This window comes from Streptomyces sp. NPDC048290 (assembly GCF_040652095.1).
Classification (GTDB): domain Bacteria; phylum Actinomycetota; class Actinomycetes; order Streptomycetales; family Streptomycetaceae; genus Streptomyces.
This window is the reverse complement of the sequence record NZ_JBEZLM010000037.1, coordinates 57,495-68,055: the sequence shown is the minus strand read 5'-3', so window position 1 is coordinate 68,055 and position 10,561 is coordinate 57,495. Positions and strand designations below refer to the sequence as shown.

10 protein-coding genes and 1 pseudogene are annotated in these 10,561 nt (G+C 74.1%); 7 read left to right on the top strand and 4 right to left on the bottom strand.

Going from position 1 to position 10,561, the window contains the following annotated elements:
• Positions 1-325 precede the first annotated feature (325 nt).
• On the bottom strand, positions 326-952 hold the full coding sequence (locus tag AB0D49_RS38860; protein ID WP_362767923.1) for a phage major capsid protein: 627 nt from the start codon (positions 950-952) through the stop codon (positions 326-328).
• A gap of 501 nt (positions 953-1,453) precedes the next feature.
• On the opposite strand from AB0D49_RS38860, the gene AB0D49_RS38855 reads away from it, so the two are divergent.
• Together AB0D49_RS38855 and AB0D49_RS38850 are read left to right on the top strand one after the other, a co-directional pair.
• Positions 1,454-1,600 (top strand): hypothetical protein, encoded by a 147-nt coding sequence (locus tag AB0D49_RS38855; protein ID WP_362767920.1) that lies wholly within the window; start codon positions 1,454-1,456, stop codon positions 1,598-1,600.
• A 140-nt stretch (positions 1,601-1,740) separates the two neighbouring features.
• Positions 1,741-2,142, top strand: coding sequence for an NUDIX hydrolase (locus AB0D49_RS38850; protein ID WP_362767945.1), 402 nt, complete (start codon positions 1,741-1,743; stop codon positions 2,140-2,142).
• Positions 2,143-2,185: 43 nt separating this feature from the next.
• Here the strand turns inward: AB0D49_RS38850 and AB0D49_RS38845 are convergent, their stop codons facing one another.
• Both AB0D49_RS38845 and AB0D49_RS38840 read right to left on the bottom strand, forming a co-directional pair.
• A complete protein-coding gene (locus AB0D49_RS38845) occupies positions 2,186-2,860 on the bottom strand; it encodes a YdcF family protein (RefSeq protein ID WP_362767942.1) in 675 nt (224 codons plus the stop codon).
• Between the two features lie 330 nt (positions 2,861-3,190).
• Positions 3,191-4,096, bottom strand: coding sequence for an NADP-dependent oxidoreductase (locus AB0D49_RS38840; RefSeq protein ID WP_362767917.1), 906 nt, complete (start codon positions 4,094-4,096; stop codon positions 3,191-3,193).
• Between the two features lie 276 nt (positions 4,097-4,372).
• Here AB0D49_RS38840 and AB0D49_RS38835 point away from each other — a divergent pair, with 276 nt between their 5' ends.
• From AB0D49_RS38835 to AB0D49_RS38825, 3 genes and pseudogenes are all read left to right on the top strand, one after another.
• Positions 4,373-5,179: a universal stress protein gene (locus AB0D49_RS38835; protein ID WP_362767914.1), complete on the top strand. Its 807-nt coding sequence runs from the start codon at positions 4,373-4,375 to the stop codon at positions 5,177-5,179.
• A 19-nt stretch (positions 5,180-5,198) separates the two neighbouring features.
• Positions 5,199-5,621: a hypothetical protein gene (locus AB0D49_RS38830; RefSeq protein WP_362767912.1), complete on the top strand. Its 423-nt coding sequence runs from the start codon at positions 5,199-5,201 to the stop codon at positions 5,619-5,621.
• A 168-nt stretch (positions 5,622-5,789) separates the two neighbouring features.
• A pseudogene (locus tag AB0D49_RS38825) lies at positions 5,790-6,656 on the top strand (DMT family transporter); the annotation flags it as partial.
• Between the two features lie 40 nt (positions 6,657-6,696).
• On the opposite strand, the gene AB0D49_RS38820 reads toward AB0D49_RS38825, so the two are convergent.
• Entirely contained in the window at positions 6,697-7,104 is a 408-nt protein-coding gene (locus AB0D49_RS38820; protein ID WP_362767910.1) for a hypothetical protein, read from the bottom strand.
• 279 nt (positions 7,105-7,383) lie between these two features.
• Between AB0D49_RS38820 and AB0D49_RS38815 the strand changes: the two genes are divergently transcribed.
• Together AB0D49_RS38815 and AB0D49_RS38810 are read left to right on the top strand one after the other, a co-directional pair.
• A complete protein-coding gene (locus AB0D49_RS38815) occupies positions 7,384-10,032 on the top strand; it encodes a LuxR C-terminal-related transcriptional regulator (protein ID WP_362767907.1) in 2,649 nt (882 codons plus the stop codon).
• Between the two features lie 322 nt (positions 10,033-10,354).
• Positions 10,355-10,555, top strand: coding sequence for a hypothetical protein (locus tag AB0D49_RS38810; RefSeq protein ID WP_362767905.1), 201 nt, complete (start codon positions 10,355-10,357; stop codon positions 10,553-10,555).
• Positions 10,556-10,561: the final 6 nt, after the last annotated feature.

Here is a 10,561-nt window from a genome sequence, read left to right as displayed (position 1 = left end):
CGGGTGGGTGGGGGCTGAGCGCGCAGTTCCCCGCGCCCCTAAGGGCAGGGCGTTGCGCCCCGGCTAGATCGAAGGTACGGGTCGTACGGCCGTACCCCCGAGCGGTAGCGGCGATGGTGTTCTGGGGGAGCCGTCCGGGCAGGTGGACGCGGTCGGTGTCCGGGCCCGTGAGCGGCCCGTGGACGGCCGTCCGGGCGTCGCACCCACCCCTCGCCTGGACGGCACGGCAGGGGTCCACGGCCCCCGCACCGCCCCTTCCGCTGTGGGGACCGTGGCTGTGTCCGGGTGTGCTGGCCGGACGCGCGGGGGTGGCGCCCTCGTGTGGTCAGAGGGCGGGGACGATCAGGCCGGTTCGGACGGGGACACCGAACAGTGATCCCACCGCTGTCACGGTGTGGTCCGCCGAGCGGGTGGAAGCAACCGCGATGGGGTTCACCGCCACGGTGCCGGGTTCCCCCAGGGGGCGGCCCACGGTGTCCTTCTCGGCGAGAATCCACGCCCACAGATCGGACCGCATCGCGAACGCGGTGGGCCCGGTGAACCGCTGGCCCATCACCCTCCCAGCGGCGTCGGCCAGCTTCGGCCACAGTTCCGGAATGGTCGAGGACGCGTCGGTGTACGTGATGGCGTTGATGCCCGCCACGTTCAGCCCGCCCTTGTGCTGGCCGGACGCACCGGACCCGTTGATGAGCTGGACGTCGAGCCTGCTGTTGTAGTCGGCTGCAAGGTCCCCGAAGACCAGGGCCTGGACGAGGGTGCCCCACTCGATCGCCTGACGTGATACGTCGGTGTATCCGGCGATCGTGCGCACCGGGGCGGGCAACAGGGTGTCGTCAAGGTCGGTGTTCCCGGTCGTGCCCCCCTCAGACGCCTGGACGGCGGTGGTGGTGGCTGTGGTGACGCGCGGGATGTCCACTTCCATGCCTGTCTCGGGAACGGGACGGGCGTGCACAGGTTGGCCGGCGGTCGGCCAGCGCGCGCGAAGTCGGCGAACAGGTCGGTGAGGTACTGCGGGGGCACGAACCCGCTCACCGCGCCCGTGCCGGACATCCCCTGTGCGAACCCCGGATCGAGGGTCTCGACTTCCCGCCCGTGGCGCTCCAGGCGCGCACCCGCCGAAGGGTCGCGTTTGATCTGGTAGTCGTACAGGTCCCGTAGGAACGACGGTCCGCTGATCCCGCGCGCGTCCCGCCCCTCTTCCGGGGGCTGAGAGGTGCGCGCCTCCGTGCCGACGCTCGCGACCTGGTCGTAGGCGGGCGGGCGGACGCCAGTCGGGTAGGTCTGGGCGGACACGCGGGCTGTCTCGGCCTCCTCGCGCTCGATGTCCCGCAGCGCGTTCAGCTTCCCGTCCAACTCCTTCACGAGATCACCCGCAGCACGCTTCTCCGTGAATGTAGGAGTCCAGACGCGTTTGCCGGATCGAGACACAGAACCGGTCATCGCACCGGTACAGATGAAGACAGCGGACCGGCTGCCGCTACTGCTGGCCAACTTCGCCACCGCCGTATGGATCGACACCGACGACGCCGGCCCCGCCGAACTCGCCAACGTGATCGTCACCCACCTGGAGACGAGCGATGCTCAACCCCATCGACACTGACGCAGTCATCCGGCGGGGACGCCTACGGCGACGACGGATATCACGGGCGCGGGATCGCCCACCCCAGCGTCTTCAACGTGCCGTTCGCCGCCTGGGTCCACGGCTGACCGCTAGGCTCGGCCGCCGTGAGCGATACGGCGATGCGCGACGCCTCCGTGGTGGTGGCCCGCGACGCAGACGGCCTGGTGGCGCTGCTCAGCGCCGACTTCCCGGCCCACGGCGGCGAGTACCTCTTCCTCCCCGGCGGCCGGTTCGAGCGGGGCGAGTCCCCGCTGGACTGCGCCCGTCGGGAGCTGCGGGAGGAGGCCGGGGTCACGGCCACCTCCTGGCGGGAGCTAGGGGCGTACGCCATCACGCTTGGTTCGGCGGCGCGGGTCCATCTGTTCGAGGCGAGCGGTCTCACCGTCGGGCCGCAGCAGCTCACGGCCGGCGAGGTGGACTTCAAGCTGATGTGGTGGCCGATGGAGATCGCGCTGAACGCCGCCCGCACCGGACGTTTCCTGCTGCCCGCCGGGCCGCTGGCGCTCTTCCTCGTTCTCTAGCGGACCGCTCCCCGGCAGGTGCGAGTAGCCCTCAGCCGGGGTGTCACCGGACCCCGACGACACGGCTGTCGAAGCCCGCGGCGAGGAGGCGTTCGTAGGCGGTGCGGACATCGGCCGGTACGTGCTGCTCGACGGCGAAGCCGCGTTTCGGGTACTCGATCACGCGGTGCAGGTCGCCGACGAGCATGTCGATGACGAGCTTCTCGTCGCCGATGGATGTGAGGTAGTCGGGCAGTCCCAGCGGCTCCGACGCGCAGACGATCTCCGCCTCGGGCCACAGCTTGCGGCAGGTCGCGTACGCGCGGCGCTCCATGTACGGCTTGGAGATCAGCAGCAGCGACTCGACCTCGACGCCCGCCTCGGTCAGCGTCTCGCGAGCGAAGGTGATGTTCTGGCCGGTGTTGGCCGCCCTCGGCTCGACCAGGATCGCCTCGTCGGGGGTGCCCAGGCGCAGTGCGTGTTCGCGGTAGTGGACGGCCTCGCCGCGCGGGAAACGGGCGCGCGTGGTGGGGCTGTTGCCGCCGCTGAAGACCACGACCGGGAAGAGACCGGCGCGGTGGAGGTGGGCGGCGGTGATCGCCACGCCCAGGTCGTGGCTGCCGAGGCCGATCGCCGCCGAGCAGGGGCGTGGCTCATGGCCCATCAGGTGGTAGTCCCAGATCAGCGTCGCGTCGTGGAACTGCTCGTCGGTGATCTGACGCTGCTGGTGCTGCGGCACTGGCACTGGCGCTCGCACTCCCCGGCTCGTTCTTGCTCCGCCTCGGCGGACGCGGAGCGCCCATCATCGCGGGTCGCCGCGTCCGGCGGGGGGGCGTGGCTCCGGGGCGAAGTCGCGTGTCCGGGGGGAGGCGCGTGTCCGGGGCGGAGACGCGTACCCCGGGGCGAAGGCGCATACCCGGGGCGGAGACGCGCACCCCGGGGGGGGAGGCGCGTACCCGGGGCGGAGACGCGCACCCGGGGCGGAGGCACGTATCCCGGGGGGAGGCGCGCACCCGGGGCGGAGGCACGTATCCCGGGGCGGACACGCGTGTCCGGGGCGCGGCTCGCTTCAGATGTGGATCACGAGCTTTCCGCGGGTGCGTCCGTGTTCGGCCCGTGTGTGGGCGTCGGCGATCCGCTCCAGGGGGTAGGTCGCTTCGATGTGGGGGGTGTAACTGCCCTTGCGGCCCAATTCCGCCGCCGTGGTCAGCAGGGCGGAGTCGTTCTCGGCGTGGACCACGTGGGTGCCCAGGCGCTGGCCACGCGCCTGGTCGGCGATCGTCGCGACGCGTGTCGGGTCGCCGGTGAGGGCCACCAGGTCGTCCAGGCTTCCGGAGGCCGCCGTGTCGAGGGTGATGTCGATGCCGTGCGGGGCGAGAGCGGTGAGGCGCTGGGCGAGGCCGGGGCCGTAGGTGGTGGGGAGGGCGCCGAGCGAGGTGAGGAACGCGTGGTTGCGTTCACTGGCCGTGCCGATCACGGTGGCGCCCTGCGCCACGGCGATCTCGACCGCCGCGCTGCCCACACCTCCGGCGGCGCCCTCGATCAGCAGGGTGCGGCCCGAGAGGGGGCCGAGCGCGGCCAGGCCGCGCATCGCGGTCACGGACGCGAGTGCGGCGCCCGCGGCCTGCTCGTCGGTCCAGGTGTCGGGGGCGTGGGCCCAGGCCGAGAGGACGAGGAGTTCCGCGGTCGCGCCGGTGATGCCGCCCAGGCCGAAGACCCGGTCGCCGATGCTCACCCCTCGCACCCCGGCGCCGATCTCGTCCACCACACCGACGGCGTCACGGCCGGGAATGGCGGGCAGCTCCACGGGGATGAGCTGCCGCAGGGCACCGGCGCGCAGCTTCCAGTCGATGGGATTGACACTGGCCGCCGTGGTGCGGATACGGATCTCCGCGGGTCCGGGGTGGGGGTCGGGGGCCTGCTCGATCACCAGGCCCTCCGCTCCGCCGTACTGGTGGAATCGGGCTGCGCGCATAGGGTTCCGCCTTTTCGCTACAGGTGGGATACGGGGGTTGTGGCGTGTGGCTTCTGTGGCGGGGGCGAACCCGCCCCCGCCCTCCATGAACCGCGCCCCGGTGGAAAACCTTCCGTCGACTCGACGCGGCCGTCGCCCCTCCGGTCGGCGCCCGTGAGGGGGCGGCTCCGTCGGCCGGGGAGTCCTGACGCGCTCGCCGCCCGTGGCCACATCTCCGCCCCGGGGAGATGATGGAGATGCGGAGGGTGATCCCCACTGCGGAGGGCGGTGACCGCCGTGAGCACGTCGTCGAAGGGGCGGGTCGTCGTCGGGGTGGACGACTCCTGGGCCGGGTGCGGTGCCCTGCGGGTCGCCGTGGACCAGGCCAGGAGGACCGGCCGGGATCTGCTCGCCGTACACGCCTACGCGCTGCCGCTCGACCCCGTACCGACCGTGCCGGGTGAGTCGTGGCTGCTGCCCGGGTCCGCCGGGTTCAGCGGGCCGGGTGCGGTGCGGGCCCGCCAGGCCGCGGAGCGGGAGCAGGGGGAGCGGGCACTCGACGCGATCCGGGACGCCTTCGGCCGGGCGATCGGCGGCATACCGTCCGACCTGCGGGTCTGTCTGGTCGCTTCGGTGGGTTCACCGGCCGAGGTGCTGGTGGCCACGGCCTGGCGCGACGACGACCTCCTCGTCGTGGGCAAGCCGCCCGTGCACCGGCTGCTGCGGCTGTGCCCCTGGCGCTGGCTGCACCGCCCCGTCTGGCGCCGCTGCGCGACCGACGCCGCCTGTCCCGTGCTGGCCGTACCGCCCGACTCCACCGCCCACCCGGCCGAGGCGCCGCCGCAGCGCGACGACCCGACGGCCGCCCCGCCCGCGAGCGGCGACGCCGGGCCGGACCCGGTCGTCTGGCCGGAGCGGTCCTGCTGCTGCTCGGCGCCGCCCGTCGCCCGAGCCGTTCTGCCGGTGGCCGGTGACCGTGACGTCGATCTTTTCCTCTGCGGGCACCACTTCCGGTCGTCGCTCGGTCCGCTGGCGCTGGCCGACGCCGAGATCACCTTCCGTGCCGACCACGATGTGCTCCCGGCGGCCGACCGTCCCGTCTGATCAGTGGAGATGACTCCGGATGCCGAACCACGCCCGCCCGGTGACGCGACCGACCTGGCCGGTCCGATGGGCAGGCGCCCTGCTGTGCCTGGCCGTGGCGGCGATCCACGTCGTGGACCAGGGCGGCTTCACCGTGACCCGGGACCCGTACTACATCGGAGTCGCCTACCACGTACTGGAGATCGCCGCCGTCCTCGCCGCCCTGCTGCTGGTGCTCGGCCTCAGCCGGCCCGGCTGGCTCCTCGCGGTCGCGGTGGCCGCCGGGCCGCTGCTCGGCTATCTGCTGTCCCGAGGACCGGGGCTGCCCTACTACGGCACCGACCGGGGCAACTGGACCGAGACCCTCGGGCTGGTGAGCCTGGCGGTCGAGGGGGCTCTGCTCCTGCTGTCCGTGACGATGGTCCTGCTCGGCGCGCGGTACCGCACCCAGCCCAGCACCTGACGCCTCGCACCGTCCGCCGGAGGCCCGCGCGTCCCCGGGGCGGCACCTGCACGTCCGAATCCCGCCAGCCTGGCGTGGGGTCCCCGCGCCAGGCTGGCGCTCGCGGTCACCCGGTGCACGCACTCCGTCCCGTCCGGCCGTGCCCGCGAACTCACGGAGGTGGCGTCCATGGTCCCGTCCCTGACGGGCGGCCCGCGCGGGGTGCTCGTGCGGTTCGTGCTGCTGGCGCTGGCGTGGGGGTCGAGCTTTCTGCTCATCAAGGTCGGCCTTCAGGGGCTGTCGCCGGGCCAGATCGTGCTGGGCCGCCTCGTGACGGGGGCCGTGACACTGCTGGGTCTCACGGCCATCGCCCGGCAGCCGCTGCCCCGGCGGGCGGTGGTGTGGGGGCATCTGACGGTCGTGGCGGTCCTGCTGTGCGTGGCGCCGTTCTCGCTGTTCGCCTGGGCGGAGCTGCATGTGCCGTCGGGGCTGGCCAGTGTCTACAACGCCACCACGCCCCTGATGACCATGCTGGTCGCGCTGCTGGCGCTGCCACAGGAACGGCCCAGCCGCAGCAGGCTGACGGGGCTGGCGCTGGGGTTCACCGGCGTCGTCGTCCTGCTCGCGCCCTGGAGCGCCGGGGTGGGCGGGAGCCTCGCGGCGCAGGGCGCGTGTCTGCTGGCCACGCTGTGCTACGGACTGGCCTTCGTGTATCTGCGGCGGTTCGTCGCCCCGTACGGGCTGTCCGCGCTGGCCGTGGCCACCGCGCAGGTCGGGGCCGGTGCGCTCATCGCCCTGCTGACCGCGCCCTTCCTCGCGACCGCGCCCGTGGACCTGTCCTGGAACGTGGTGCTCAGCGTCTGTGTGCTGGGGGCCGTCGGCACCGGGCTGGCCTATGTGTGGAACACCCAGGTGCTCACCGCATGGGGGGCCACCCGCGCCTCCACCGTCACCTATCTCACGCCGGTCGTGGGGGTGGGGCTCGGCGCGGCGGTGCTGGGCGAGTCCGTCTCCTGGAACGTTCCGGCGGGGGCTTTGCTCGTCGTCACCGGGATCGCCCTCAGCAGCCGCGCCGCTGCGGGGACCGGATCCAGGGCTAGCGCAGACCTCCCGCCGTCACCCGCCGGTACGCCGCCCGCGCGTACGCCAGTCGCGACACGATCGTCCCCACCAGGGCCGCCGTCAGCAGACACGCCAGCCAGAGGGTGTCCCGGGGAGCGGTCCAGGTGAGGGTGCCCGCGGGCGGGATCGCGAAGCCGTTGAGGAAGAGCCAGCACAGGACGGCCGTACCGGGGGCGGCCGTGAAGCGGGCGCAGACGCCGAGCAGGGCGGCCAGCAGGGACAGGGCGGCCAGCGCGAGACCGGGACGGTCCGGGCCGATGAGGGTGTTGTGCAGGGCCACCAGGGTCAGGGCGCCGGCGAAGGCGGTGGCCCACACCAGCGGGGTGGACAGGGGGTGGGGGACGGGCCTGGCCCCGGCGCTCAGATACACCCACTTGATCATGCTGACGGCACCCGGTTCCCTTCCGTCCCCAGCTCCATCGGCGGGGACGCTGGACGTGGATTCTCCCACTCCGGTGGGCGTCGGGCGACGGGCCCGCGTTTTCATGGGGCGGTTTTGGCCGTTCCGGCGCGGGTGGCGGCGGCCGGTGGCGCGGAGCGTCCCGCCGTACGGCGGGCGGGGCTCCGGGAGGGCTGGGATGCTGGGGGTGTGCGGGATGTATGGGGCGTAAGGGATATAAGGGGGCAAGGGGATGCAAGGGGTATATGGGGTGCAGGGGATGTGCGGGGTGGATACGGCGATGAGGGCCCCGTCCCGCTCCATGACCCGCTCCCCGTCGACGAGCCGCTTCCCTCCAGTCCGCCCCTCCCCCTCGGCGAACCGCTTCCCCCCGGTCCCCCCCTCCCCCTCGGCGAACCCTTTCTCCACACCCGGCTGACGCTGCCCGAGCGCCCCCGTTCCTATCTCCGGCGGGAGCGGATCGCCCGGCATCTGGACCAAGGGCTCGGGACACCGCTGACGATCGTCAACGGGCCCGCCGGTGCCGGGAAGACCCTCGCCGTCGCCGACTGGGCCGACCGGCTCGACCGGCCCGTGGCCTGGCTGACCGCCGAGGACGGGGACCGGCGGCCCGGGGTGTTCTGGGCGTATCTGCTGGAGGCGCTGCGCGGCTGCGGGATCACCGTCGGCACGGACGCCGTCCCCGGCGGGCGGGCGCTGCTCGCGCGGCTCGCCGAGGAGCTGCGCCGGCTCGGCGGCGGGGTCGTGGTGGTCGTGGACGAGTTCGAGCGGGTCACCGGGGCGGACGTGGGCGCACAGCTGGAGTTCGTGCTGCGGCACGCCGGGGACGGGCTGCGGCTGGTGCTCGTCGGGCGGAACGAGCCGCTGCTGCCGCTGCACCGGTACCGGGTCGCCGGGCTGCTCACCGAGGTGCGCGGCGCCGAGCTGGCCTTCACGGACGACGAGGCCGCCCTGCTGCTCGCCGCGCACGGGCTGCGGCTGCCGGACGCCACCACGCACGCCGTCGTCGGACGGACCCGGGGATGGGCCGCCGGGCTGCGGCTGTGCGCCATGGCGGCGCTGGAGGCGGACGACCCCGAGGTCTATCTCAAGGAGTTCGAGGCCGACCGCGGTGCCGTCGCGGACTTCCTGCTGGGCGAGGTGCTCCGGCGGCAGCCCGCCGACGCCCAGGACCTGCTGCTCCGGGTGAGTGTGCTGGGGCGCTTCTGTCCCGCGCTGGCCGACGCCCTCACCGGGCGGTCCGACGCCGAGCCGCTGCTTGTCGGGCTGCACCGGGAGAACGCGTTCGTGGAGCGGCTCGGACACGCCTGGTTCCGGCTGCACCCGCTCTTCCAGGAGATCCTCCGCGCCCATCTGCGGGTCCGGCTCCCCGGGCTCGAACCCGAGCTGCACCGCCGGGCGGCGCACTGGCTGCTGGACTCCGGGGAGCTGTACGAGGCCCTCGGCCACGCCGCCGCCGCGGGCGACTGGGACTTCGCCGCCGGGGCCGTCGTGGACGACCTCGCCCTCGGGCCGTACTTCTGCGGGCTCCACCGCGAGGACTACCGGCGGATCTTCGCGGGGATGGGCGAGGCCCGGTCCGAGGGGAGCCCCGTGTCGCTGCTGCGGGCCGCGCGTGCCTTCGGCTCCGGTGACACGGGGCTGGGGTTCTCGCTGCTCGACCGGGTCGAGCAGGGGCGGCCGACGGGACGGGAGCGGGTCTGCTCCGCCTTTCTGCGGGGGATCGGCGCCCGGCTCACCGGAGATCCCGATCTCGGTGCCCAGGCCCTGCGGGACTTCACCGACGCCGGTGCGGACGTGCCCGCCGCGCTGCTCCGGCGCCGTCCCGAGCTGCGGGCGCTGCTGCTGGCGCGGGTCGGGGGCGCCCAGGTGTGGGGCGGGCGGTTCGAGGAGGCTCGGGCCCTGCTCGCGGAGGTCGAGGCCGACCCGGGTGAGCCCCGGGCCGAGGCACGGGAGCTGCTGGCGCTGATCGACCATCTGTACGGCTGGCCCGAGCGGGCGGAGCGCAAGGCGCAGGACGCCGGTGGCACCGGGCTCGCGGCGCTGGTGCTGGCGGCCGTGGCCGTCGAACGGGGGGACCTGGACCGGGCGCAGGCGCTGCTCGACGAGCACCGGGGCGGTGGTCCCGGGCTCGAGGAGGCCGTGCGGGGGCTCGTCCTGGCTCAGCTGGCGCTGGCCCGCGGGCATCCTCGTACCGCCGTCACGACGGGGGGCGAGCCCTGGGGGCGGGGGGTCCTGCCCTCGCCGTGGATCGCCGGGGCGCGGGCGGCGCTCGCGCTGGCCGCGGCGCCGGCCGAGCGGCGGGCCGGGGCCGCCGGGACCCTCGCCGACGCGGTCCAGCCCGCGCCGCTCCTCGCGGTCGGCGCGGCCTGGCTGCTGCTCGACGCCGGGCGGGCCGGGGACGCCACCGCGCTGCTCGGCCGGGTCCGGGGCGACCCCCGCGCCGGGCCCGCGGTGACCGTACGGGCCGCACTCGTCAGGGCCCGGCTCGCGGAGCTGGCCGGGGACACGGCGGCCGTACGGCGGCTGGTCGGGCGGGCGCTGTTGGACGGGCGGCGGGAGCGGCTGCGGCGGCCCTTCCTGGACGCCGGGGAGTGGCTCGGGCCGCTGCTCGCCGCGGAGCGGCTGGAGGCGGGGGCGGCGGGCTGGCTGCCGTTCGGGAAGGGGGGCGGGACGGACGACGACGGCGAGGGCGGCGGCGCGGAGCCGGCTGTCGTCGGGGAGCTGAGCGAGCGGGAGCGGGAGGTGCTGCGGCGGCTGGCCGGGATGATGTCGACCGGGGAGATCGCCGCCGACCTGTGTGTCTCGGTCAACACGGTGAAGACCCAGCTCAAGGGCGTGTACCGGAAGCTGGGGGTGAACCGGCGCAACGACGCGGTGCGGCGCGGCCGGGAGCTGGGGCTGCTGTGAGCGAGCCGCCCGCCGGATCAGCTCCGGACCACCCTCGGATCAGCCCCGGATCACCTCCGGTCCACCTCCGGATCAGCCCCGGATCAGCCCCGGACCACCTCCGGATCAGCCCCGGATCAGCTCCAGACCAGCCCCGGACCACCTCCGAATCAGCCCCGGACCACCTCCGAATCAGCCCCGGACCACCTCCGAATCAGCCCCGGACCACCGCCGGACCACCTCCGGACCAGCCCCGGACCACCGCCGGATCACTTCCAGATCAGCCCCGGATCACCTTCGCCGGGTGAGCCCCGCGGTCCGCCCCGGGCCCAGGATCGTACCCATGCGCTACGAGATCCGGGTCGACGGGCTGATGTCGGACACGCTCACGCGCGCGTTCCCGGAGCTGGGGCATGTCGTGATCTCCGGTCAGACCGTGCTGTTCGGGCCGGTCGTGGACGAGGCGCATCTGTACGGGCTGCTGTCCCGGTTCCAGTCGCTGGGGCTGCGGGTGGTGGAGATGCGGCAGCTGCCGGAGACCTGAGCCCCG

Bases quoted from the DNA above. Each gene is read 5' to 3' on its own strand.
- AB0D49_RS38855 (WP_362767920.1), top strand. From the start codon at position 1,454: ATGAAGACAGCGGACCGGCTGCCGCTACTGCTGGCCAACTTCGCCACC.
- AB0D49_RS38820 (WP_362767910.1), bottom strand. From the start codon at position 7,104: ATGATCAAGTGGGTGTATCTGAGCGCCGGGGCCAGGCCCGTCCCCCAC.
- AB0D49_RS38830 (WP_362767912.1), top strand. From the start codon at position 5,199: ATGCCGAACCACGCCCGCCCGGTGACGCGACCGACCTGGCCGGTCCGA.
- AB0D49_RS38810 (WP_362767905.1), top strand. From the start codon at position 10,355: ATGCGCTACGAGATCCGGGTCGACGGGCTGATGTCGGACACGCTCACG.
- AB0D49_RS38850 (WP_362767945.1), top strand. From the start codon at position 1,741: ATGCGCGACGCCTCCGTGGTGGTGGCCCGCGACGCAGACGGCCTGGTG.
- AB0D49_RS38840 (WP_362767917.1), bottom strand. From the start codon at position 4,096: ATGCGCGCAGCCCGATTCCACCAGTACGGCGGAGCGGAGGGCCTGGTG.